General features: G+C 55.0%; 23 protein-coding genes. 20 read left to right on the top strand and 3 right to left on the bottom strand.

Annotated elements, in window-relative coordinates:
- Positions 1 to 53: 53 nt before the first annotated feature.
- A complete protein-coding gene (gene rluC / locus G163CM_RS08200) occupies positions 54 to 1,013 on the top strand; it encodes a 23S rRNA pseudouridine(955/2504/2580) synthase RluC (RefSeq protein WP_231827666.1) in 960 nt (319 codons plus the stop codon).
- Between the two features lie 45 nt (positions 1,014 to 1,058).
- Here the strand turns inward: rluC and G163CM_RS08195 are convergent, their stop codons facing one another.
- Positions 1,059 to 1,643 carry a Maf family protein gene (locus tag G163CM_RS08195; RefSeq protein ID WP_231827665.1) on the bottom strand — a complete coding sequence of 195 codons (585 nt, stop codon included), beginning with the start codon at positions 1,641 to 1,643 and terminating at the stop codon, positions 1,059 to 1,061.
- Between the two features lie 142 nt (positions 1,644 to 1,785).
- Here G163CM_RS08195 and yceD point away from each other — a divergent pair, with 142 nt between their 5' ends.
- From yceD to ptsG, 14 genes are all read left to right on the top strand, one after another.
- Positions 1,786 to 2,307 (top strand): 23S rRNA accumulation protein YceD, encoded by a 522-nt coding sequence (yceD, locus tag G163CM_RS08190; protein WP_015964860.1) that lies wholly within the window; start codon positions 1,786 to 1,788, stop codon positions 2,305 to 2,307.
- A 16-nt stretch (positions 2,308 to 2,323) separates the two neighbouring features.
- The gene (gene rpmF, locus G163CM_RS08185) at positions 2,324 to 2,497 is read left to right on the top strand and encodes a 50S ribosomal protein L32 (protein WP_002440227.1); all 174 of its coding nucleotides are present in this window, start codon (positions 2,324 to 2,326) and stop codon (positions 2,495 to 2,497) included.
- A 79-nt stretch (positions 2,498 to 2,576) separates the two neighbouring features.
- Positions 2,577 to 3,635 carry a phosphate acyltransferase PlsX gene (plsX, locus tag G163CM_RS08180; RefSeq protein WP_071843520.1) on the top strand — a complete coding sequence of 353 codons (1,059 nt, stop codon included), beginning with the start codon at positions 2,577 to 2,579 and terminating at the stop codon, positions 3,633 to 3,635.
- Positions 3,636 to 3,695: 60 nt separating this feature from the next.
- Positions 3,696 to 4,649, top strand: coding sequence for a beta-ketoacyl-ACP synthase III (locus tag G163CM_RS08175; RefSeq protein WP_015964858.1), 954 nt, complete (start codon positions 3,696 to 3,698; stop codon positions 4,647 to 4,649).
- 16 nt (positions 4,650 to 4,665) lie between these two features.
- Positions 4,666 to 5,595 (top strand): ACP S-malonyltransferase, encoded by a 930-nt coding sequence (gene fabD / locus G163CM_RS08170; protein WP_231827664.1) that lies wholly within the window; start codon positions 4,666 to 4,668, stop codon positions 5,593 to 5,595.
- Between the two features lie 11 nt (positions 5,596 to 5,606).
- A complete protein-coding gene (gene fabG / locus G163CM_RS08165; RefSeq protein ID WP_015964856.1) occupies positions 5,607 to 6,341 on the top strand; it encodes a 3-oxoacyl-ACP reductase FabG in 735 nt (244 codons plus the stop codon).
- A gap of 209 nt (positions 6,342 to 6,550) precedes the next feature.
- The gene (acpP, locus tag G163CM_RS08160) at positions 6,551 to 6,787 is read left to right on the top strand and encodes an acyl carrier protein (protein WP_003857954.1); all 237 of its coding nucleotides are present in this window, start codon (positions 6,551 to 6,553) and stop codon (positions 6,785 to 6,787) included.
- Positions 6,788 to 6,875: 88 nt separating this feature from the next.
- The gene (gene fabF, locus G163CM_RS08155; RefSeq protein WP_015964855.1) at positions 6,876 to 8,117 is read left to right on the top strand and encodes a beta-ketoacyl-ACP synthase II; all 1,242 of its coding nucleotides are present in this window, start codon (positions 6,876 to 6,878) and stop codon (positions 8,115 to 8,117) included.
- 141 nt (positions 8,118 to 8,258) lie between these two features.
- Positions 8,259 to 9,068, top strand: coding sequence for an aminodeoxychorismate lyase (pabC, locus tag G163CM_RS08150; protein ID WP_231827663.1), 810 nt, complete (start codon positions 8,259 to 8,261; stop codon positions 9,066 to 9,068).
- Position 9,069: 1 nt separating this feature from the next.
- Entirely contained in the window at positions 9,070 to 10,092 is a 1,023-nt protein-coding gene (gene yceG, locus G163CM_RS08145; RefSeq protein WP_015964853.1) for a cell division protein YceG, read from the top strand.
- Positions 10,082 to 10,723 (top strand): dTMP kinase, encoded by a 642-nt coding sequence (gene tmk / locus G163CM_RS08140; RefSeq protein ID WP_015964852.1) that lies wholly within the window; start codon positions 10,082 to 10,084, stop codon positions 10,721 to 10,723. The genes yceG and tmk overlap by 11 nt, the downstream gene beginning before the upstream one ends.
- Complete coding sequence (gene holB / locus G163CM_RS08135; protein WP_231827662.1) at positions 10,720 to 11,724, top strand: DNA polymerase III subunit delta'; 1,005 nt, start codon at positions 10,720 to 10,722, stop codon at positions 11,722 to 11,724. The genes tmk and holB overlap by 4 nt, the downstream gene beginning before the upstream one ends.
- 10 nt (positions 11,725 to 11,734) lie before the next feature.
- The gene (locus G163CM_RS08130; RefSeq protein ID WP_231827661.1) at positions 11,735 to 12,529 is read left to right on the top strand and encodes a metal-dependent hydrolase; all 795 of its coding nucleotides are present in this window, start codon (positions 11,735 to 11,737) and stop codon (positions 12,527 to 12,529) included.
- A gap of 381 nt (positions 12,530 to 12,910) precedes the next feature.
- The gene (gene ptsG, locus G163CM_RS08125; protein WP_015964849.1) at positions 12,911 to 14,344 is read left to right on the top strand and encodes a PTS glucose transporter subunit IIBC; all 1,434 of its coding nucleotides are present in this window, start codon (positions 12,911 to 12,913) and stop codon (positions 14,342 to 14,344) included.
- A gap of 129 nt (positions 14,345 to 14,473) precedes the next feature.
- Here the strand turns inward: ptsG and mfd are convergent, their stop codons facing one another.
- Both mfd and G163CM_RS08115 read right to left on the bottom strand, forming a co-directional pair.
- Entirely contained in the window at positions 14,474 to 17,920 is a 3,447-nt protein-coding gene (gene mfd, locus G163CM_RS08120) for a transcription-repair coupling factor (RefSeq protein WP_231827660.1), read from the bottom strand.
- Between the two features lie 143 nt (positions 17,921 to 18,063).
- Positions 18,064 to 19,131 (bottom strand): acyltransferase family protein, encoded by a 1,068-nt coding sequence (locus G163CM_RS08115; protein WP_231827659.1) that lies wholly within the window; start codon positions 19,129 to 19,131, stop codon positions 18,064 to 18,066.
- 298 nt (positions 19,132 to 19,429) lie between these two features.
- On the opposite strand from G163CM_RS08115, the gene lolC reads away from it, so the two are divergent.
- From lolC to cobB, 5 genes are read left to right on the top strand one after another with little or no spacing between them, the layout of a single operon-like run.
- A complete protein-coding gene (gene lolC, locus G163CM_RS08110; protein ID WP_231827658.1) occupies positions 19,430 to 20,629 on the top strand; it encodes a lipoprotein-releasing ABC transporter permease subunit LolC in 1,200 nt (399 codons plus the stop codon).
- Entirely contained in the window at positions 20,622 to 21,323 is a 702-nt protein-coding gene (lolD, locus tag G163CM_RS08105) for a lipoprotein-releasing ABC transporter ATP-binding protein LolD (protein ID WP_231827657.1), read from the top strand. The genes lolC and lolD overlap by 8 nt, the downstream gene beginning before the upstream one ends.
- On the top strand, positions 21,323 to 22,567 hold the full coding sequence (gene lolE / locus G163CM_RS08100) for a lipoprotein-releasing ABC transporter permease subunit LolE (RefSeq protein WP_231827656.1): 1,245 nt from the start codon (positions 21,323 to 21,325) through the stop codon (positions 22,565 to 22,567). Before lolD ends, lolE begins: the two co-directional genes overlap by 1 nt.
- A gap of 60 nt (positions 22,568 to 22,627) precedes the next feature.
- Positions 22,628 to 23,539: an N-acetylglucosamine kinase gene (nagK, locus tag G163CM_RS08095; protein WP_231828347.1), complete on the top strand. Its 912-nt coding sequence runs from the start codon at positions 22,628 to 22,630 to the stop codon at positions 23,537 to 23,539.
- 14 nt (positions 23,540 to 23,553) lie between these two features.
- On the top strand, positions 23,554 to 24,375 hold the full coding sequence (gene cobB / locus G163CM_RS08090; protein ID WP_015964841.1) for a Sir2 family NAD+-dependent deacetylase: 822 nt from the start codon (positions 23,554 to 23,556) through the stop codon (positions 24,373 to 24,375).
- The last annotated feature ends 5 nt before the right edge of the window (positions 24,376 to 24,380 follow it).

The raw sequence follows: 24,380 nt of genomic DNA, 5'->3' as shown, positions 1-24,380 counted from the left end.
AGCACAGAAAAATGAGTGGCGCTATCGAGCGGGGATATTTAGAATCGCCCACCATGAAAACTGAGACTCCGACCGTAAAAATGGTTGCCATTAGTGCTGACGAAGCCGGGCAACGAATTGATAACTTTTTGCGCACCCAACTGAAGGGCGTGCCAAAGAGTATGATTTACCGCATCCTGCGCAAGGGCGAAGTGCGGGTGAACAAAAAACGCATCAAACCCGAATACAAACTGGAAGCGGGCGATGAAGTGCGTATCCCGCCGGTGCGCGTCGCGGAACGCGAAGAAGACGCCGTGTCACCGCATCTGCAAAAAGTGGCCGCGCTGAGCGACGTTATCCTTTATGAAGATGAACACATTCTGGTGCTGAATAAGCCATCCGGTACGGCGGTGCACGGCGGCAGCGGTTTGAGCTTCGGCGTGATTGAAGGCCTGCGCGCGCTGCGCCCGGAAGCGCGCTTCCTGGAACTGGTGCACCGTCTTGACCGCGATACCTCCGGCGTGCTGCTGGTGGCAAAAAAACGTTCTGCGCTGCGTTCGCTGCATGAACAGCTGCGTGAAAAAGGGATGCAGAAAGATTATCTGGCGCTGGTGCGCGGTCAGTGGCAATCGCACGTGAAAGCGGTGCAGGCGCCATTGCTGAAAAATATTCTGCAAAGCGGCGAGCGTATTGTGCGCGTCAGCCAGGAAGGGAAACCGTCGGAAACGCGTTTTAAAGTGGAAGAGCGCTATGCGTTCGCCACGCTGGTGCGCTGTAGCCCGGTGACGGGGCGTACACACCAGATTCGTGTGCATACCCTTCATGCAGGTCATCCGATTGCCTTTGACGATCGCTACGGCGACCGCGAATTCGATCAGCAGCTCACCGAAGCGGGTACCGGGCTGAAACGTCTGTTCCTGCATGCGGCGGCGTTAAAATTCACTCATCCAGGCACGGGCGAAGTGATGCGCGTAGAGGCGCCAATGGATAACGCGCTGAAGCGTTGTTTGCAGGTGCTGCGGAATATCAAATAAAAGAAGGGCAGCGTCAGGCTGCCCTTCCTGTCTATGATGGTCGGCCTACATACTTAACGGATTAAACCCTTCCCGGCGCAGCATCTGACACAGCGCAATCAGCGGCAGCCCGACCAGCGTGTTCGGGTCGCGCCCTTCGAGGCGTTCAAACAGCGCGATACCTAATCCCTCGCTCTTAAAGCTGCCAGCGCAATTTAGCGGGCTCTCTTTCTGCACGTAATGGTTTATTTCTTGCTCAGTCAGGTGACGAAAATGGACGTCAAAAGGTTCGCATTCAGTTTGTAACTGGCCATTAACAGAATTATAAAGCGCCAGGCCTGTGTAAAAGGTCACAATATTGCCACTGGCTTTCTTTAATTGTTTACGCGCGTTTTCTTCCGTGTGCGGTTTGCCGGTTATTTCGCCATCCAGCACGCAAACCTGGTCAGAACCAATAATCAGGTGATGTGGAAAACGCTCAGCCAGGGCCTGCGCTTTCGCCTGCGCCAGACGTAGCACCAGATGGCGCGGCGTTTCGGCGGGCAGCGGCAGTTCATCGACTTCCGGCGAAGCACAGGTGAAAGGGATGCCAAGTTTCTCTAACAGCAAACGACGGTATGGCGAGGTTGAGGCTAAAATAAGTTCAGGCATATTTTTTTAGGTAAACTCTGGCGAATTAGATTGCGACATTTTAAACTACACGCCGCAATGTGTGCGAATTATTGGCAAAAGGCAACCTGAGGCTGCCTTTTTCTTTGACTCTATGACGTTACAAAGTTAATATGCGCGCCCTATGCAAAAGGTAAAATTACCCCTGACTCTCGACCCGGTTCGTACGGCTCAAAAACGCCTTGATTACCAGGGTATTTATACCCCCGATCAAGCGGAGCGCGTCGCCGCGTCCGTAGTCAGTGTAGACAGTGATGTAGAATGCGAGATGTCCTTCGCTATCGATAACCAACGCCTCGCGGTTCTGACCGGTGATGCGAAGGTAACGGTATCGCTGGAATGTCAGCGTTGCGGGAAACCGTTTACTCATCAGGTTTACACAAAGTATTGTTTCAGTCCGGTCAAAAATGATGATCAGATTGAAGCACTCCCGGAAGCGTATGAGCCGATTGAGGTTAACGACTTCGGTGAAATCGATCTGCTGGCGGTGGTTGAAGATGAAATCATCCTCGCCTTGCCAGTGGTTCCGGTGCATGATTCTGAACACTGTGAAGTGTCCGAGGCGGACATGGTCTTTGGTGAATTGCCTGAAGAGGCGCAGAAGCCAAACCCATTTGCCGTATTAGCCAGCTTAAAGCGTAAGTAATTGAGGAGTAAGGTCCATGGCCGTACAACAAAACAAACCAACCCGTTCCAAACGTGGCATGCGTCGTTCCCATGACGCGCTGACTGCAGTTACCAGCCTGTCTGTAGACAAGACTTCTGGTGAATCCCACCTGCGTCACCACATCACTGCCGACGGTTTCTACCGCGGTCGCAAGGTTATCGCTAAGTAATCACGCGAAAGCGTGGTGAAGCTTAGTGAGGCATTCCCCGTGTAAACGGGGATTCCCAAACCGAGCGGCGACGATAACCTTGACACATCTAACCCTGGCGTTAGATGTCATGGGGGGAGATTTTGGCCCTACCGTGACAGTGCCTGCAGCACTGCAGGCACTGAATTCCTATTCGCAACTCACACTTCTTCTGGTCGGTAACCCCGACGACATTACGCCATTACTCGCCAAAGCTGATTTTGAGACACGTTCTCGTCTGCAGATCATCCCTGCCCAGTCAGTTATTGCCAGTGATGCCCGGCCTTCGCACGCCATCCGCAACAGTCGCGGAACATCGATGCGTGTGGCGCTGGAGCTTGTGAAAGAAGGGCGAGCCGAGGCCTGTGTCAGCGCCGGGAATACCGGCGCGCTGATGGGGCTGGCAAAATTACTGCTCAAACCGCTACAGGGGATTGAGCGCCCGGCGCTGGTGACGGTATTACCGCATCAGCAGAAGGGGAAAACGGTGGTGCTCGATCTGGGCGCTAACGTTGATTGTGATAGCACAATGTTGGTTCAGTTTGCGGTGATGGGCTCGGTGCTCGCGGAAGAAGTGGTTGGCATTGAAAACCCTCGCGTGGCGCTGCTAAACATCGGTGAAGAAGAGACGAAAGGGCTGGACAGCATTCGCGATGCTTCACAGAGACTAAAAACATTGCCGTCTCTGAACTATATTGGCTACCTGGAAGCGAACGAATTGCTGACCGGGAAAACAGATGTTTTGGTTTGTGACGGGTTTACAGGTAACGTCACGCTAAAAACCATGGAAGGGGTTGTCAGAATGTTCCTTTCGCTGCTGAAATCGCAGGGCGAGGGGAAAAAAACGGCGTGGTGGCTGATTTTATTAAAACGTTGGTTACAAAAAAGTCTGACCCGGCGATTCAGTCACCTCAACCCCGACCAGTATAATGGTGCCTGTCTGTTAGGATTACGCGGCACGGTGATTAAGAGTCATGGTGCGGCGAATCAACGCGCATTTTGCGTGGCGATCGAACAGGCAGTGCAGGCGGTGCAGCGACAAGTCCCTCAGCGGATTGCCGCTCGCCTGGAATTGTTATACCCGGCTGGTTTTAAGCCGCAGGACGGCGACGCAAAGTAAGCGTGCGACGTGCTGATGTGCCAGGCTGATGGGTATATTACCGGATAAGATTGAGCGTACATGTATACGAAGATTATTGGTACCGGCAGTTATCTGCCCAAGCAAGTGCGTACGAACGCCGACCTGGAAAAAATGGTGGATACGACTGACGAGTGGATTGTCACGCGCACAGGTATCCGTGAACGCCGTATTGCAGGCCCGGATGAATCCGTTGCAACAATGGGCTTTGAAGCCGCTCAGCGCGCGCTGGAAATGGCGGGCGTGGATAAAAACGATATCGGCTTGATCGTTGTTGCTACCACCTCTGCAACGCACGCTTTCCCAAGCGCTGCCTGCCAAATTCAGAGCATGTTAGGCATCAAAGGCTGCCCGGCGTTTGACGTCGCTGCGGCCTGTGCGGGTTTCACCTACGCCCTGAGCGTAGCGGACCAGTATGTTAAATCCGGTGCGGTTAAAAATGCGCTGGTGATCGGCTCTGATGTGCTGGCGCGTACCTGCGATCCTACCGATCGCGGCACGATCATTATTTTCGGTGACGGCGCGGGTGCCGTGGTTCTTGGCCAGTCCGAAGAACAGGGAATCATCTCCACCCACCTGCACGCAGACGGAAGCTATGGCGACCTGCTGACGCTGCCTAACGCCGATCGCGTTAATCCAGAAAATTCCATTTATCTGACTATGGCCGGGAACGAAGTGTTCAAGGTTGCGGTCACTGAACTGGCACACATCGTCGAAGAGACGCTGGCGGCCAACAATCTTGACCGTGCTGAACTCGACTGGTTAGTGCCGCATCAGGCCAACCTGCGCATCATCAGCGCAACGGCGAGAAAACTCGGCATGCCAATGGACAACGTCGTGGTGACACTTGATCGTCACGGCAATACCTCCGCGGCCTCTGTGCCGTGCGCATTTGATGAAGCCGTGCGCGATGGTCGTATTAAGCGCGGGCAGCTGGTGCTGCTGGAAGCCTTTGGTGGCGGGTTCACCTGGGGCTCTGCACTGGTTCGTTTTTAAGTATAAGGATAAAAAAATGACGCAATTTGCTTTTGTGTTCCCTGGGCAGGGTTCTCAAACGGTTGGGATGTTGTCCGAATTAGCGGCAACCTACCCAATTATTGAAGAGACTTTCCGTGAAGCGTCTGACGCACTGGGTTATGATCTGTGGGCATTGACCCAACAGGGCCCGGCGGAAGAGCTGAACAAAACCTGGCAGACGCAGCCTGCGCTGCTGACCGCATCCGTTGCGCTGTACCGTTTGTGGCAGCAGCAGGGCGGTAAAGCGCCGGTTCTGATGGCAGGTCATAGCCTGGGTGAATATTCTGCGCTGGTTTGCGCTGGCGTCATTGATTTCGCTGATGCGGTTCGTCTGGTTGAACTGCGCGGCAAGTTTATGCAGGAAGCTGTTCCGGCAGGTACCGGCGGCATGTCCGCTATCATTGGCCTGGACGACGCGTCTATTGCCAAAGCCTGTGAAGAGTCTGCCGAAGGGCAGGTGGTTTCTCCGGTGAACTTTAACTCGCCGGGCCAGGTGGTTATCGCCGGTCATAAAGAAGCCGTTGAACGCGCAGGCGCTGCCTGTAAAGCCGCTGGCGCAAAACGTGCGCTGCCGCTGCCGGTTAGCGTACCGTCTCACTGCGCGCTGATGAAACCTGCAGCTGAAAAACTGGCCGTTGAGCTGGCAAAAATTACCTTCAACGCACCGCAGATCCCGGTAATCAATAACGTGGATGTGCAGTGTGAAACCGCGCCAGACGCGATTCGTGATGCCCTGATCCGCCAGCTGTATAGCCCGGTTCAGTGGACGAAGAGCGTGGAGCTGATGGCGGCGAAAGGTGTTGAGCACCTGTATGAAGTTGGCCCGGGCAAAGTGCTTACCGGTCTGACTAAACGTATTGTAGATACCCTGACAGCATCGGCGATTAACGAGCCGGAAGCCCTGTCAGCGGCACTTGCGCAATAAAAGAGGAACGCATGAGCTTTGAAGGAAAAATTGCCCTGGTAACAGGTGCAAGCCGCGGTATTGGCCGCGCAATCGCTGAAACTCTCGTCGCTCGCGGCGCGAAAGTTATCGGCACTGCGACAAGCGAAAGCGGCGCGCAGGCGATTAGCGACTACCTGGGTGCGAACGGTAAAGGTCTGATGTTGAATGTGACCGACCCGGCATCTATCGAATCTGTTCTGGAAAATATTCGCGCAGAATTTGGCGAAGTGGACATTCTGGTCAATAATGCCGGGATTACACGTGATAACCTGTTAATGCGCATGAAAGACGATGAGTGGAACGATATCATCGAAACCAATCTTTCATCAGTTTTCCGTCTGTCAAAAGCAGTAATGCGCGCTATGATGAAAAAGCGTCACGGCCGTATTATTACTATCGGTTCTGTGGTTGGTACCATGGGAAATGCTGGTCAGGCTAACTACGCTGCGGCGAAAGCAGGTCTGATCGGTTTCAGTAAGTCGCTGGCGCGTGAAATTGCGTCTCGCGGTATTACGGTGAACGTTGTTGCTCCGGGCTTTATTGAAACGGACATGACGCGTGCGCTGTCTGATGACCAGCGTGCGGGTATCCTGGCGCAGGTTCCTGCGGGTCGCCTCGGCGGCGCACAGGAAATCGCCAACGCGGTTGCATTCCTGGCATCCGACGAAGCAGCTTACATCACGGGTGAAACTTTGCATGTGAACGGCGGGATGTACATGGTCTGACCGCGATTTGCACAAAATGCTCAGGATGCGTGCAGTCTACGTAGTTCCGGGCATAATTAGTGCAAAATGATTTGCGTTATAGGGGGGTATGGCCTCAAAATAACGTAAAATCGTGGTAAGACCTGCCGGGATTTAGTTGCAAATTTTTCAACATTTTATACACTACGAAAACCATCGCGAAAGCGAGTTTTGATAGGAAATTTAAGAGTATGAGCACTATCGAAGAACGCGTTAAGAAAATTATCGGCGAACAGCTGGGCGTTAAGCAGGAAGAAGTTGTGAACTCCGCTTCCTTCGTTGAAGACCTGGGCGCAGATTCTCTTGACACCGTTGAGCTGGTAATGGCTCTGGAAGAAGAGTTTGATACTGAGATTCCGGACGAAGAAGCTGAGAAAATCACCACCGTTCAGGCTGCCATTGATTACATCAACGGCCACCAGGCGTAAGTGAACATCTCCAGGCGGTCATTCGACCGCCTGAGTTTTATCTTTTTATCCCAACGAATCTTATTTATTCCCTCCCTGGAGGACAACCGTGTCTAAGCGTCGTGTAGTTGTGACCGGACTGGGCATGTTGTCTCCTGTCGGCAATACCGTAGAGTCTACCTGGAAAGCTCTCCTTGCCGGTCAGAGTGGCATCAGCCTGATCGACCATTTCGATACTAGCGCCTATGCAACGAAATTTGCTGGCTTAGTAAAGGATTTTAACTGTGATGACATTATCTCGCGCAAAGAACAGCGCAAGATGGATGCCTTCATTCAATATGGAATTGTCGCTGGCGTACAGGCCATGCAGGATTCTGGCCTTGAAGTGACGGAAGAGAACGCAACCCGCATCGGTGCCGCTATTGGTTCCGGTATCGGTGGTCTCGGCTTGATCGAAGAAAACCACAGTTCGCTTGTCAAAGGCGGACCGCGTAAGATCAGCCCGTTCTTTGTTCCATCCACAATTGTTAATATGGTGGCCGGTCATCTGACCATCATGTTTGGTTTGCGTGGGCCAAGTATCTCTATCGCAACGGCTTGTACTTCAGGCGTACATAACATCGGCCACGCTGCACGTATCATCGCCTATGGCGATGCAGACGCGATGGTGGCTGGCGGCGCAGAAAAAGCCAGTACCCCGCTCGGTGTGGGGGGCTTTGGCGCAGCGCGTGCACTCTCTACGCATAACGAGAATCCGCAGGCGGCAAGCCGTCCGTGGGATAAAGATCGTGATGGCTTCGTGCTGGGCGACGGTGCAGGTATGGTGGTACTCGAAGAGTACGAGCATGCGAAAAAACGCGGCGCGAAAATCTACGCTGAAGTTGTCGGCTTTGGTATGAGCAGCGATGCTTACCATATGACGTCACCGCCGGAAGATGGCGCAGGTGCTGCGCTGGCGATGGTCAACGCACTGCGTGATGCAGCGCTTGAACCGGGCCAGATTGGCTACGTCAACGCACACGGCACATCTACGCCAGCGGGCGATAAAGCAGAAGCGCAGGCAGTGAAATCTGTCTTCGGCGACGCAGCTCGCAGCGTGATGGTGAGTTCCACGAAATCTATGACCGGTCACCTGCTGGGTGCGGCGGGTGCAGTAGAGTCTATCTACTCCATTCTTGCGCTGCGCGATCAGGCTGTACCGCCAACCATCAACCTGGATAACCCGGATGAAGGTTGCGATCTGGACTTCGTTCCTCACGAAGCCCGTCAGGTAAGCGGAATGGAATACACCCTGTGTAACTCCTTCGGCTTCGGCGGCACCAACGGTTCGTTGATCTTCAAAAAGATCTAACGCTGAAAGCGGGCTAGCCCGCTTTTAGAAAGACTGTTTAAGAAGGCCCGCTCTGCGGGTCTTTTTTTATCTTCAGTTTTCTCTGCTTGTCCTGTACTAATCATCCTGCGACACTATCCGCCCACCGAAAAGGAGCGCCTTATGTTCTTGATTAACGGCCTGGAACAGGACACCCTCGCGGCCAACGACAGGGCCACCCAGTTTGGCGATGGCTGTTTTACAACAGCCCGGATCGAGCAGGGGCGCGTATCTTTACTCTCTGCCCATCTCGCGCGCTTACAGCTTGCCTGCCAGCGTTTAAGCATCGTTTTCAATGACTGGGCTCTCTTGCAAGAGGAAATGTGCCAACTGGCGGCCCAACAAGAGCAGGGGGTGCTGAAAGTTATTATTAGCCGCGGCGCAGGTGGCCGGGGCTACAGCGGTGCGGCGTGTCTCTCCGCTACGCGTATTCTTGCTACGTCCGCATCACCTTCCCATTATGCACGCTGGCGCAGTGAAGGTATCACCCTGGCGCTCAGCCCGGTACGCCTCGGGCGCAATCCGTATCTCGCCGGGATGAAACACCTTAACAGACTGGAACAGGTGCTGATCCGCTCTCATCTTGAGCAGACGGACGCCGATGAGGCGCTGGTTCTTGACAGCGAAGGGTGGGTTACGGAATGCTGTGCGGCTAACTTGTTCTGGCGCAAGGGGCAGGACGTTTTCACACCGCGTCTCGATCAGGCGGGCGTGAATGGGGTCATGCGCCAGCATATTATTGCGCAGCTTGCTGCATCGCCTTATCAATTGATCGAGGTGGTCGCGCTGCCGGAAGCGTTAGCCGATGCAGACGAAGTGTTGATCTGCAATGCGTTGATACCATTAGCGCCTGTGCAACACTATGCCGGGCTCGATTGGCCGTCGCGCGAACTTTACCAATATTTAGCCCCACTTTGTGAGTTGTCTGATTAGCATGAAGAAATTGTTAGGCGTTATTTTGATACTGCTGGTAGTGATGGCTATCGCTGCGGGCATTGGCGCGTGGAAAGTTCGTCAACTGGCGAGCAGCACGCTGTTAATTAAAGAAGATACCATTTTCTCCCTCAAAGCAGGGACGGGCCGACTGGCGCTGGGCCAACAGCTTTACGGCGAAAAAATCATTAATCGTCCGCGCGTGTTCCAGTGGCTGCTGCGCCTGGAGCCCGAGCTCTCTCACTTTAAAGCCGGGACCTATCGCTTTACGCCATCCATGACCGTACGCGAAATGCTGCAATTGCTCGAGAGCGGCAAAGAAGCACAGTTCCCGCTGCGCTTCGTCGAAGGTATGCGGGTGAGTGATTATCTGCGTCAGCTGCGCGATGCGCCGTATGTGAAGCATACGCTGGCGGACGACAGTTACGAAACCGTCGCAAAGGTGCTTGAGCTTGAGCACCCGGACTGGGTGGAAGGCTGGCTGTGGCCGGATACCTGGATGTACACCGCCAATACCAGCGATGTGGCGATCCTCAAACGTGCGCACCAGAAAATGGTGACCGAGGTCGATAAGGTCTGGGAAGGGCGTATGGAGGGGTTGCCGTATAAAGACCAGAACGAGCTGGTGACGATGGCCTCGATTATCGAGAAAGAGACTGCTGTGGCTGAAGAGCGCGATCGCGTGGCTTCTGTCTTTATCAACCGCCTGCGTATTGGTATGCGCCTGCAAACTGACCCGACCGTGATTTACGGGATGGGGGAGCGTTATAATGGTAAATTGACGCGTAAAGATCTGGAGACACCGACGGCGTACAATACCTATGTGATTGCCGGTATGCCGCCAGGGCCGATCGCGGCACCTGGGGAAGCGTCGCTGAACGCTGCGGCGCATCCGGCCAAAACGCCGTATCTCTATTTTGTTGCTGACGGAAAAGGCGGCCACACCTTTAATACCAATCTGGTCAGCCATAACCGCTCAGTGCAGGACTATCTAAAAGCACTTAAGGAAAAAAATGCGCAGTAACTATATCGTCATCGAAGGTCTGGAAGGCGCAGGGAAAACCACCGCACGTGATGTGGTGGTTAAAACCTTGCAGGAACTGGGCATCACGGATCTGGTTTTTACCCGTGAGCCGGGCGGGACCGTCCTTGCTGAAAAACTGCGTAGCCTGGTGCTGGATATCAAATCTGTCGGCGATGAAGTGATCACCGATAAAGCCGAAGTCTTAATGTTTTACGCCGCGCGCGTACAGCTGGTTGAGACGGTCATTAAACCGGCGCTGGCGAAGGGAGAATGGGTGATTGGCGATCGTCATGACCTCTCGACTCAGGCGTATCAGGGCGGCGGGCGCGGTATCGATCAACACATGCTGGCGACGCTGCGCAATGCGGTACTGGGCGATTTCCGCCCGAACCTGACGCTCTATCTGGATGTTACGCCAGAAGTGGGCCTGAAACGCGCCCGTGCGCGCGGCGATCTCGACCGCATAGAACAGGAGTCACTGAACTTCTTCAACCGTACCCGGGCGCGTTATCTTGAGCTGGCGGCGGCAGATGACAGTATTCGCACTGTCGATGCGACGCAGCCGCTGGAGCAGGTCATGAGCGACATCCGCCAGACGGTTATCGACTGGGTTGCGGAGCAGCAGGCATGAAATGGTATCCGTGGCTGCGTCCCGCTTTTGAACAGCTGATTACCAGCTATCAGGCCGGTCGAGGCCATCATGCGCTGCTGGTTCAGGCGCGCGCAGGCATGGGCGATGAAGCGCTGGTCTATGCTCTGACGCGTTACCTGATGTGCCAGCAGCCCGATGGGCATAAAAGCTGCGGAAAATGCCATAGCTGCCAGTTAATGCAGGCCGGCACGCATCCAGACTATTACGCACTTGCGCCGGAAAAGGGCAAAAGCACGCTCGGTATTGATGCGGTGCGTGAGGTCAGCGAGAAGCTGTACGAGCACGCCCGGCTGGGCGGCGCGAAAGTGGTGTGGATTGCCGATGCGGCGATCCTCACAGAAGCGGCCGCCAATGCGCTGTTGAAAACGCTGGAAGAGCCACCGAAAAATACCTGGTTCTTCCTCGCCTGTGAAGAGCCCGCACGTCTGCTGGCAACCTTACGCAGTCGTTGTCGTCTTTTTCACCTCGCACCGCCGTCAGAACAGTACGGTTTAGCCTGGCTGGAACGTGAAGTGACAATGTCACAAAATGAACTGCTGGCGGCGCTACGCCTCAGCGGTAGCGCGCCTGCTGCGGCGCAAGTGCTGCTTCAGGCAGAGAGCTGGGCATCTCGCGCAAAACTGTGCCAGGGCCTCTCTGCTACCCTTAGCAGCGGTGACTGGCTGGCACTGCTGCCGCTGCTGAACCATGAAACGGTCGCTCAGCGTTTGCACTGGCTGGCTTCGCTGCTGCTGGACGCGCTTAAACAGCAGCAGGGCATCAACGTTATCGTGAATGTTGATTATGGCGCGTTGGTGCACCAGATTGCCCATGCAATAGCGGCCACGCGTCTTCAGGCTATCGTGGCGGATATCTGTACCTGCCGCGAACAGCTGCTGAACGTGACGGGCCTGAACCGTGAATTGATCCTCACCGAGCGCCTTCTGCGCTGGGAACATTACTTGCAACCTGGTGCGGTACTGCCGGTATCGCATCTCTAAGAGAGACATTATGTTTTTAGTCGACTCGCACTGCCATCTTGATGGCCTCGATTATGAAAACCTGCATAAAGATGTAGATGACGTGCTGGCCAAAGCCGCCGCACGCGATGTGAAATTTTGTCTGGCTGTCGCCACAACCTTACCGGGTTATCGCGGCATGCGCGATCTTGTCGGCCAGCGGCCAAACGTAGTTTTCTCCTGCGGCGTGCATCCCCTGAATCAGGATGAAGAGTACGATGTAGAAGAGCTGCGTCGTCTGGCGGCAGAAGAGGGCGTGGTCGCGATGGGTGAGACCGGGCTCGATTACTATTACACGCCGGAAACGAAACCCCGCCAGCAGATCTCTTTCCGCCAGCATATCCAGATTGGCCGCGAGCTGAACAAGCCGGTTATCGTTCATACGCGCGACGCACGTGTTGATACGCTGGCGATTCTCCGCGAAGAAAAAGTGACGGATTGCGGTGGCGTACTACACTGTTTCACAGAAGACAGAGAAACCGCAGGTAAGTTGCTGGATATGGGGTTCTATATCTCTTTCTCGGGGATTGTGACCTTCCGTAATGCCGAACAGCTGCGTGATGCCGCGCGTTATGTGCCGCTGGATCGTCTGCTGGTTGAGACGGACTCACCGTATCTGGCGCCGGTACCGCATCGCGGTAAAGAGAATCAGCCCGCGATGACGCGTGACGTTGCGGAGTATATGGCCGTTCTGAAGGGCGTATCTGTCGAAGAACTGGCGCAGCAGACGACACAAAATTTCGCCAGCCTCTTCCATATCGACCCCGCCCGCCTGCAACTTCCCTGATTTCTCAGCTTATTTTAAAGCTCGTAATTAATAGGCAAAGCGAGTAAAGTTCACCGCCATTAAAATGGCGGTGGATGGACTTTTGGTAACATTTGGCAATCATTTATGTAAAGTTTCATAAGTATTTCATCTGTCGCTCATTGAAACGTGATAGCCGTCAAACAAAGTTCAGGGTATTTATTTTACTCTGTGTAATAAATAAAGGGCACTTAGATGCCCGTTACACGGCGAGGTTACTCCCCCCTCGCTAATGCGTGAAAACGTAGAAAAAATACACAACATCATTCTTGTTGCGTCAGCAGGCACCGTAACTGCCGCTTACGCAGACGTAGCCCGAAAGGTGATGTGTAAAAGCACAAATACTCAGGAGCACTCTCAATTATGTTTAAGAATGCATTTGCTAACCTGCAAAAGGTCGGTAAATCACTGATGTTGCCAGTATCCGTACTGCCTATCGCAGGTATCCTGCTGGGCGTCGGTTCTGCAAACTTCAGCTGGCTGCCAGCCGTCGTTTCCCATGTAATGGCGGAAGCGGGCGGTTCCGTTTTTGCCAACATGCCACTCATCTTCGCTATCGGTGTTGCACTGGGCTTCACCAATAACGACGGTGTTTCCGCTCTGGCTTCCGTTGTGGCCTACGGCATCATGGTGAAAACCATGGCTGTGGTTGCGCCGCTGGTCCTGCATCTCCCGGCTGAAGAAATCGCCGCGAAGCACCTGGCGGATACCGGCGTTCTCGGCGGTATTATCGCCGGTGCGATCGCCGCGTACATGTTCAACCGCTTCTACCGTATCAAGCTGCCTGAGTATCTGGGCTTCTTTGCCGGTAAACGTTTCGTTCCGATCATTTCTGGTCTGACCGCAATCTTTATGGGCATCGTGCTCTCCTTCATTTGGCCGCCGATTGGTACGGCTATCCAGACCTTCTCTCAGTGGGCTGCTTACCAGAACCCGGTTGTGGCGTTTGGTATCTACGGCTTCATCGAGCGCTGCCTGGTACCGTTCGGTCTGCACCACATCTGGAACGTTCCTTTCCAGATGCAGATTGGTGAATTCACCAACGCAGCAGGCCAGGTGTTCCACGGTGATATCCCGCGTTACATGGCCGGTGACCCGACTGCGGGCAAACTGTCCGGTGGCTTCCTGTTCAAAATGTACGGCCTGCCGGCTGCAGCGATTGCTATCTGGCACTCTGCTAAACCGGAAAACCGTGCAAAAGTGGGCGGTATCATGATCTCCGCGGCGCTGACCTCGTTCCTGACCGGTATTACCGAGCCGATCGAGTTCTCCTTCATGTTCGTTGCGCCGATCCTGTACATCATCCACGCGATTCTGGCGGGTCTGGCATTCCCGATCTGTATCCTGCTGGGTATGCGTGACGGTACGTCGTTCTCTCACGGCCTGATCGACTTTATCGTTCTGTCTGGTAACAGCAGCAAACTGTGGCTGTTCCCGATTGTCGGTATCTGCTATGCGATCGTTTACTACACTATCTTCCGCGTGCTGATTAAAGCGCTGGACCTGAAAACTCCGGGCCGTGAAGATGCATCCGAAGACAGCAAAGCTGGCGCAACCAGCGAAATGGCACCGGCTCTGGTCGCTGCTTTCGGCGGTAAAGAAAACATCACTAACCTTGATGCCTGTATTACCCGTCTGCGCGTCAGCGTGGCGGACGTCGCGAAAGTTGACCAGCCTGGGCTGAAGAAACTGGGCGCGGCAGGTGTGGTTGTTGCAGGTTCCGGCGTTCAGGCAATTTTCGGTACTAAATCCGATAACCTGAAAACCGAAATGGATGAATACATCCGCAATAACTAAGCTCGGTTGAGCGAAGTTGGGGAGAAGAAAAGGGGAGCCGAATGGCTCCCCTTTTTGCTACCTGAGATTGCCTGATGCGCTGCGCTTATCAGGCCTGGCATTCACTGTTCTGTAGGCCTGACACTGGCGTTACGCGATGGCGTTCTCTTCTAACTGACGCATAAACTGTCGCACCCATTCCATGCGCGCTTTACGCTCGCTCAGGTCCTGGAAGAACTTCAGCCGCGTTGGGCCGTCCAGACGATAGTGCTGTGGCTGTTTTTGCAACAGACCAATCAGCCAGCTCGGATTGACGTGGTTTTTCTCCGCGAACTCAATCACGCCGCCTTTCTCATTGCCTTCCAGCTTCCGAATACCCAGTTTCTGCGCCTGTTGACGCAGACGCGCGATATCCAGCAGCGTGCGCGCCGCATCCGGCAACAGGCCAAAGCGGTCAATCAGTTCCACTTTGATTTCATCCAGCTCGCTTTCGCTTTTCGCACTGGCGATACGCTTGTAGAAGGAGAGACGCGTATTCACATCAGGAATGAAATCATCCGGCAGCAGAGACGGCATACGCAGCTCCACTTCCGTTTGCTGGCTGGTGAGATCTTCCAACGACGGCTCACGGCCTTCTTTCAGCGCATCAACGGCGTTTTCTAAAAGCTCCATATAGAGCGAGAAGCCAATGGTTTCCATTGAACCGCTCTGATCTTCGCCAAGCAGTTCCCCCGCGCCGCGAATTTCAAGGTCGTGGGTCGCCAGCGCGAATCCAGCACCGAGATCTTCCAGCGAAGCAATGGCTTCCAGACGTTTCTGCGCATCGGTGGTCATCGCCTTTGGATGCGGGGTCAGCAGCCAGGCATAGGCCTGGTGATGCGAACGCCCCACGCGGCCACGCAACTGGTGCAGCTGCGCCAGGCCGAAGTGATCCGCCCGCTCAATAATGATGGTATTGGCGGTCGGAATGTCGATACCGGTCTCGATGATGGTGGTACATACCAGCACATTAAACCGCTGGTGGTGAAAATCGTTCATCACGCGTTCCAGTTCACGTTCGCGCATCTGACCATGGCCTATCGCGATACGCGCTTCCGGCACCAGTTCGGCCAGTTTATCCGCTGTTTTCTGGATGTTTTCAACGTCATTGAACAGGTAGTAGACCTGACCGCCACGCAAAATTTCACGCAGAATGGCTTCACGAACCACCAGGTTATCGTATTCACGCACGAAGGTTTTCACCGCCAGTCGGCGCGCCGGTGGCGTGGCAATAATCGACAAATCGCGCATGCCGCTCATCGCCATATTCAGCGTACGCGGGATTGGCGTGGCGGTGAGCGTCAGGATATCCACGTCGGCGCGCATCGCTTTAATGCGTTCTTTGTGGCGCACGCCGAAGCGGTGCTCTTCATCGACAATTAACAGGCCTAAATCCTTCAGCTTCACATCGCTTTGTAACAGCTTGTGGGTGCCTATCAGAATGTCGATTTTACCTTCCGCCACCTGTTCCAGAATTTGTGCCTGCTCTTTGGCGCTACGGAAGCGGGAGAGCATTTCAATGCGCACCGGCCAGTTGGCAAAACGGTCGCGGAAGTTATCGTAGTGCTGTTGCGCCAGCAGGGTAGTCGGCACCAGCACGGCCACCTGTTTGTTGTTTTCGACGGCGAGGAATGCGGCGCGCATCGCCACTTCGGTTTTACCAAAGCCAACGTCGCCGCACACCAGTCGGTCCATCGCCAGCGGCTGGCACATATCGCTCAACACAGCATTAATGGCCTGCGCCTGATCTGGCGTGGTTTCAAACGGGAAGCTATCGCAGAAAAGCTGATACTGTTCACGATCGTGTTTAAAGGCAAAGCCTTCTTTCGCTGCACGCTGGGCATAAATATCAAGCAACTCGGCTGCGACATCGCGCACTTTCTCAGAGGCTTTCTGTCGGGCGCGTGCCCAGGCATCGCCGCCCAGTTTATGCAGCGGCGCATTTTCTTCCGCACCACCCGCGTAGCGGCTAATCAGATGCAACGAGGAGACCGGTACATACAGTTTGGCCTCGTTGGCGTAGGTCAGCATCAGGTATTCGCCTTTGATGCCACCGGCCTCCAGCGTGGTCATCCCGGCGTAGCGGCCAACCCCGTGTTCCAGATGCACCACCGGCTGGCCAATATGCAGCTCAGCCAGGTTGCGGATTAAGGTATCCGGATTGATGGTGCGTCGGGAGTCCTGCCGACGTCGCGCCACGCGCTCGCCCAGCAGGTCGCTTTCGCAAATCAGCGCCCGGTTATTCTGCGTGTCGATAAACCCGTGCTCCGCCGCGCCAATCATCAGATAGCGCCCGGTGTCCGTGGCTTCATCCAGCCGCAGAATACGTTTTGGCGACAGCTTAATACGCGCCAGAAGCTCGCCTAACGCTTCCCGACGGCCTTCACTCTCTACGGAGAAAATCACCGGGCCGGTGAAGGATTCCAGGAAGCGGCGCAGGTTATCCAGCGGCGCTTTGTTTTGCGCCTGAATCGCCAGCTCCGGCAGCGGCTGGAAGCCGAGGTTAGTATTGGCGGCTTTCTCCGGAAGATGCTCTGTTTTAAGCTGAATGCGCGGCCATTTTTTTAACTCGCTGTTAAGCTCGTCCGGGCGCAGCCACAGCAGTTCCGGCTCCAGTAACGGGCGCATCGGGTCGACGCCGCGATTCTCGAAGCGCGCCTGTGCATCCGCCTGGAAGCGCGTGGCGCTGGCGTCGAGGTCACCGGTATTGACCAGTAGCGTATTGGCCGGGAAGTAGCTGAACAGCGGCGGTAGCGGTTCGCTAAAGAACAGCGGCTGCCAGTACTCGATGCCCGCAGGCAGCGTACCTTTACTCACCTGTTGATAGATATGCTCAGCATCGCGCTTCACATCGAACTTATCGCGCCACTGGCTGCGGAACAGCTCGATGGCGGTTTTATCCGTCGGAAACTCGTGTGCAGGCAGAAGATTAATGGAGTCGACTTCTTCCAGCGTGCGTTGGCTGTCCGGGTCGAACACGCGCAGGCTGTCGATTTCATCATCGAAGAAATCGAGACGATAGGGCTGCTCGCTGCCCATCGGGAAGAGGTCGAGCAGCGCACCGCGCGTGGCGTACTCGCCGTGCTCCATTACCTGATCCACGTGGCGATAACCCGCGCTATCGAGCTGCGCACGTAGCGCATCGCGCGACAGACGCTGGCCTTTTTGCATCATCAATGCGTGGCCGTGCAGATAACTGTGCGGGCAAACGCGCTGCATCAGTGTGCTTACGGGCACTATCAGCACGCCGCGCTGCATCATTGGCAACTGATAAAGCGTTGAAAGACGTGACGAAATGATGTCCTGATGCGGCGAGAAACTGTCGTACGGCAGCGTTTCCCAGTCGGCGAGGTTCATTACCAGATTATCGGTAAACTGGCTGATTTCATCGTGCAGTCGCAGGGCATTTTGCATATCCGGCGCAATCAGGATAACCGGGCCGGCATGACGTTCGGAAATCTCCGCGACCAGCGTGGCGCAGGCCGCACCGGTCAGTTCCCCCAGTTGACGCTGATCGCCAGCTTTGGTGGGTAGGGCGTAACGGGCTAGTTCAGGCATAGCGGGGCACGTTCTCCAGAAACCGCAAAGTTACACGGTAAAAATATCAATTTATTACGCTTATTATCCGTGATGGCGGCGGGAGTGCAACTGCGGAAAATCGAGGAGAGGAAACGCCAGGCCCGGAAGCCTGGCGTGAGAGGTCAGGAGGTCGCCAGCGCGCGTTTGGCCGGTGGGCTAAACAGCAGGTCGTCCGTCAGGCGACGCGAAATCTGGCGCACTAAAAGACCAAACAGCGTGCACACGAAAAGGCTTAGTAGCGGATAGGTCAGCAGCAGCGCCAGTTCGCTGGTTGCCGTGAACGCATGTCCGCTTACCTGTTTGATGAGTACCAGGCTTGCGCCCTCGACCAGAATGCGGTGCGTGGTGTAGATGGCGATGGTGTTTGAACCGACAACGTTCAACCAGTTATTTTCGCGCGGTTGAATAACGTGACTGGCTCGCCAGAACAGCTTCATGATGACGAAAATCGACAGCAGCGCCATCAGCAGCGGAATACCTTTGAAGTAGAGCGCCACGGCGGCAAGCGCGAAAACCAGAAGCGGAACAAAGGCCTTGCGCGGCAGCGCTGTTGTCAGCCAGGTCATCACCGCCGTGCCGTACCATGCGCCCAGCGCATAATAGATAACGTTGCGCAGCACGCTGTTCATTCCCCACCACGGTAGCGGCAGGTAGTTGATTGCCACGCTGAGGACGGCTAACGCGACAAGTAGCGGTGCCTTCGCGCGCACAAACAATTTGCAGAACACGAAATAGACGACCAGCGCGTAGAGATACCACAGGCTGGTGCTGGCGGTGAGCATGCCGTACAAAAACTCGCCGGGGTTATCGGCGTAGGCTGCGTTGGCCGCATTGCCAAGGTCGCGCTCAGGTGCCAGCCAGCCGTTCAACTGGCGCAGTGCCAGCCACTGCAACAGCCCCCAAAGCGCCAGCACGTAGACAATATGCCAGATGCGTTTATCCACACAGCCTTTCCATGGCACTTCGGCGACATAGCGCTTAATGAGAAAGCCCGAAATAAAGAAAAAGACCGGCATGCGGAACGGGGCGAGATATAAATTAAAGTAGATCCAGCATTTCGAGAGCGTCTCTGACCAGGGATGCTGGAACGCATAGAGATGCGGATAGAAGGTTATCACCGAGTGATACACCACCACCAGGCAGATACATAGTCCTTTTATCTGGTTGATCCATAATGTTTTTTGTTGCATGTCGCCGAGCCTTCGTTGCCATAAAATAAAGCGTTATCCTGAAGGCCGTAAAAAGGGATGTAATGGGTAACAGTCTGTATTCAGACCATTTTCAGAAAAGGATCAGATGACAACCAGGTCTCGTTTTCCACGTTATTGCGCAATTCAATCGCCTGTTTTATCTGCGAATCTGAAATCATTTGCTTGATTTTTAGGAATATTTTAACCCGACAATGACGAAAACTTACTGTTTCACTCATTTACGCTCTTTGCTTTCGCTTATATACTCATGCCTCTGCTATCAGCAAAGACGGATTACATGTATCAACCTGTCGCACTATTCATTGGCCTGCGTTACATGCGTGGGCGCGCAGCGGACCGCTTCGGTCGCTTTGTTTCCTGGCTGTCGACAATCGGCATTACGCTTGGCGTAATGGCGCTGGTCACCGTACTTTCGGTGATGAACGGCTTTGAACGTCAGCTGCAAAACAACATTCTGGGGCTGATGCCTCAGGCCATCCTGACCGCTGAAAACGGTTCGCTCAATCCCCAAACGCTGCCTGAGAAAGACGTTAAGCTACAGGGCGTTACGCGGGTTGCACCGCTAACTACCGGCGATGTGGTGCTGCAAAGCGCGCGCAACGTCTCGGTTGGTGTGATGCTGGGGGTTGATCCCGCACAGAAGGATCCGTTGACACCGTATCTGGTCAACGTCAAACAGAGTGCGCTGGAAGCGGGCAAATATAACGTCATTCTCGGTGAACAGCTGGCGGAGCAACTGGGTGTAAACCGTGGCGATCAGCTGCGTGTGATGGTGCCGTCGGCGAGCCAGTTTACGCCGATGGGCCGCGTTCCAAGCCAGCGTCTGTTTAATGTCATCGGCACGTTCGCCGCAAGCAGCGAAGTCGATGGCTATCAAATGCTGGTCAACATTCAGGACGCCTCGCGCTTAATGCGCTATCCGGCTGGGAATATCACCGGCTGGCGTCTGTGGCTTGATAAACCGTTGCAGGTCGATACCCTCAGCCAGCAAACGCTGCCGGAAGGCACAAAATGGCAGGACTGGCGCGAGCGTAAAGGCGAGCTGTTCCAGGCCGTGCGCATGGAGAAAAACATGATGGGGCTGCTGCTGAGCCTGATCATCGCGGTGGCAGCCTTCAATATCATCACCTCGCTGGGGCTGATGGTGATGGAGAAGCAGGGCGAAGTCGCCATTCTGCAAACCCAGGGGCTGACGCCGCGGCAAATTCTGATGGTCTTTATGGTTCAGGGCGCCAGCGCGGGCGTGATTGGCGCGCTGCTTGGCGCCGTGCTGGGCGTGCTGCTCGCCAGCCAGCTTAACAATTTAATGCCGATAATCGGCGCATTTCTTGATGGTGCGGCGCTGCCGGTAGCTATCGACCCGGTGCAGGTTATCGTGATTGCGCTGGTGGCGATGGCACTGGCATTACTCTCTACGCTTTATCCTTCCTGGCGCGCTGCCGCCACTCAACCCGCTGAGGCTTTACGTTATGAATAAGATCCTGTTGCAATGCGACAACCTGTGCAAACGCTATCAGGAAGGCTCTGTGCAAACCGACGTGCTGCACAATGTGAGCTTTAACGTAGGCGAAGGCGAGATGATGGCGATTGTCGGCAGCTCCGGCTCCGGTAAAAGTACGCTGCTGCACCTGCTGGGCGGGCTGGATACCCCGACCTCCGGCGACGTTATTTTCAGCGGTCAGCCAATGAGCAAGCTCTCTTCGGCGGCAAAAGCTGAGCTGCGTAACCAGAAACTCGGCTTTATCTATCAGTTCCACCACCTGCTGCCCGATTTTACCGCGCTGGAAAACGTGGCAATGCCGCTGCTTATCGGCAAGAAGAAACCCGCGGAAATCAACGCGCGCGCATTAGAGATGCTGAACGCCGTTGGGCTTGGGCATCGTGCCCGCCATCGCCCGTCGGAACTCTCAGGCGGCGAACGCCAGCGCGTGGCAATTGCCCGTGCACTGGTCAACAACCCGCGTCTGGTGCTGGCAGATGAACCGACCGGCAACCTGGATGCCAAAAACGCTGACAGCATTTTTAAACTGCTGGGTGAACTGAACCAGTCGCAGGGTACCGCGTTCCTGGTGGTCACCCACGACCTGCAACTGGCGAAACGTATGGGCCGCCAGCTTGAGATGCGCGATGGCCATCTTACCGATCAGTTATCCCTGATGGGAGCAGATTGATGGCCCCGTCACTCTCCCTTCTGATTGGCCTGCGCTTTAGCCGCGGGCGTCGCCGCAGCGGTATGGTGTCGCTGATCTCCGTGATTTCTACCGTCGGTATCGCGCTGGGCGTCGCGGTATTGATCCTCGGTTTAAGCGCGATGAACGGCTTTGAGCGCGAGCTGAATAATCGCGTACTGGCCGTGGTGCCGCACGGGCAAATTGAAGCGGTAAACCAGCCGTGGACCAACTGGCGCACCATTCTGCCGCAGGTTGAAAAAGTGAACGGTATCGCGGCTGCGGCGCCTTACATCACCTTCACCGGGCTGGTCGAAAGCGGCAGCAATATGCGCGCGATTCAGGTGAAAGGTGTCGATCCTGCGCAGGAAAGCCGTTTAAGCGCGTTGCCGAAATTCGTGCAGGGCGAAAGCTGGAGCGACTTTAAGGCGGGCGGTCAGCAAATCATTATCGGCAAAGGTGTGGCGGATGCGCTGAAGGTGAAGCAGGGCGACTGGCTGACCATCATGATCCCGAACGCTAATGCGGAACACAAGCTGCTGCAACCTAAACGCATTCGTCTGCATGTTTCCGGCATTTTGCAGCTTAGTGGCCAGCTCGATCACAGCTTTGCCATGATTCCATTGCAGGATGCGCAGCAGTATCTGGAAATGGGTGACAGTGTCACGGGAATCGCGATTAAAGTACACGACGTCTTCAACGCCAATAAACTGGTCCGTTCGGCAGGCGAAGTGACCAACAGCTATGTCACCATCCAGAGCTGGATTGGCACCTATGGCTATATGTACCGCGATATCCAGATGATTCGCGCGATTATGTATCTGGCGATGGTATTAGTCATCGGCGTGGCCTGCTTCAATATTGTGTCGACGCTGGTGATGGCGGTGAAAGATAAAAGTAGCGATATTGCGGTACTGCGCACATTGGGCGCAAAAGACGGGCTGATCCGCGCAATTTTCGTGTGGTATGGTTTACTCGCTGGCCTGTTAGGCAGCCTTCTCGGTGTGGTGATTGGCGTGCTGTGTGCGCTGAATCTGACGCCGATTATTAAGTGGATTGAAGGTGTTACTCGCCATAAATTTTTGTCTGGCGATATCTATTTTATTGACTTCCTGCCGTCTGAACTTCACTGGCTGGATGTCTTTTATGTGCTGGTCACCGCACTGTTGCTGAGTTTGCTGGCGAGCTGGTATCCGGCTCGCCGCGCCAGCCGTATCGACCCGGCGAGGGTGCTGAGTGGCCAGTAATTTAACGTCCTGACGGTGCAGTTTTGCCGCTGTGCGCGTCAGTAAGAGGAATTTATGATGATGCATTATGGATTTGATATTGGCGGCAGCAAAATTGCACTCGGCGTGTTCGATACGACGCGGCAGCTCGTCTGGGAAACGCGTGTCGCGACGCCGAAAGAGAGTTATGACGCGTTTCTTGACGCCGTTTGCGGCCTGGTGGCGCAAGCCGATGCGCGCTTCAACTGTCAGGGAACGGTGGGAATTGGTATTCCGGGCATGCCGGAAACCGAAGACGGTACGCTGTATGCGGCCAACGTGCCTGCTGCCACGGGTAAACCGCTGCGCGCAGACTTAAGCCGCTTGCTGGAACGCGATGTGCGCCTCGATAACGACGCCAATTGCTTCGCTATCTCCGAGGCGTGGGATGATGAATTTACCCAGTATCCGCTGGTGATGGGGTTAATTCTCGGCACCGGCGTCGGCGGCGGCATTGTACAGAACGGCAAATCGATTACCGGCCATCGCTATATTACCGGAGAATTCGGTCACATCCGCTTGCCGGTGGATGCGTTAGAGGTGGTGGGCCGTGATTTTCCGTTAACGCGCTGCGGCTGCGGGCAACTGGGCTGCATCGAAAATTACCTTTCCGGGCGCGGATTTGCCTGGCTTTATACACATTTTTATCACCAGCAACGCACCTCTCCGGAGATTGTCGCATTGTGGGAGCAGGGCGACGTGCAGGCGCGCGAACACGTTGAGCGCTATCTGGACCTCCTGGCGGTGTGCCTGGGCAATATTTTAACTATCGTAGACCCGGATTTAGTGGTCCTCGGTGGCGGGTTATCAAACTTTTCAGCTATCACAGATGGGCTAGCGCAGCGCCTGCCGCGCCATTTACTCCCCGTCGCTGCCGTACCGCGCATAGAACGCGCACGGCACGGTGACGCGGGAGGAATGCGCGGCGCTGCCTTCCTTCATCTCACAAACTAATACATGGAGTAGATATGCAGTCGCGCCGCTTACATCGATTGAGCCGTTTTCGTCGGAATAAACGTCAGCTGCGCCAGCGTCTGCGCCAGCGGATTTTTTTCACTGACAGGGTGATACCAGAGCATATGGATAAACCAAGAGTTCTTGTGCTAACGGGCGCCGGTATCTCGGCTGAATCGGGTATTCGCACGTTTCGCGCGGCTGATGGACTGTGGGAAGAGCACCGGGTTGAAGATGTCGCGACGCCGGAAGGGTTCCAGCGCGATCCGGCGTTGGTTCAGGCATTTTACAATGCCCGCCGCAGACAGCTTCAGCAGCCGGAAATCCAGCCGAATGCGGCGCATATTGCGCTTGCCAGGCTGGAAGAGGCGCTGGGCGATAACTTTATGCTGGTGACGCAAAATATCGATAATCTGCATGAGCGCGCAGGCAGCAAAAACGTGCTGCATATGCACGGCGAACTGCTCAAAGTGCGCTGCACGCAGAGCGGACAAGTGCTGGACTGGACAGACGATGTGACGCCGGACGATAAATGTCACTGTTGTCAGTTCCCGGCGCCGTTGCGTCCGCATATCGTTTGGTTCGGTGAGATGCCATTTGAGATGGACCACATCTATCTGGCGCTCTCTATGGCCGATATTTTTATCGCCATCGGGACCTCCGGCCACGTCTACCCGGCGGCAGGTTTTGTGCATGAAGCCAAACTGCACGGCGCGAAAACCGTGGAGCTCAACCTTGAACCAAGCCAGGTGGGCAGCGAGTTTGAAGAGAAGTACTACGGGTTGGCGAGTGAAGTGGTGCCAGCCTTTGTCGATCAACTGCTGCAAAAAATGTAATCATG

The organism is Pseudocitrobacter corydidari, from assembly GCF_021172065.1.
Taxonomy (GTDB): domain Bacteria; phylum Pseudomonadota; class Gammaproteobacteria; order Enterobacterales; family Enterobacteriaceae; genus Pseudocitrobacter; species Pseudocitrobacter corydidari.
Note: the sequence above shows the minus strand (reverse complement) of the source record. Positions and strands in the feature narration are given on the sequence as shown.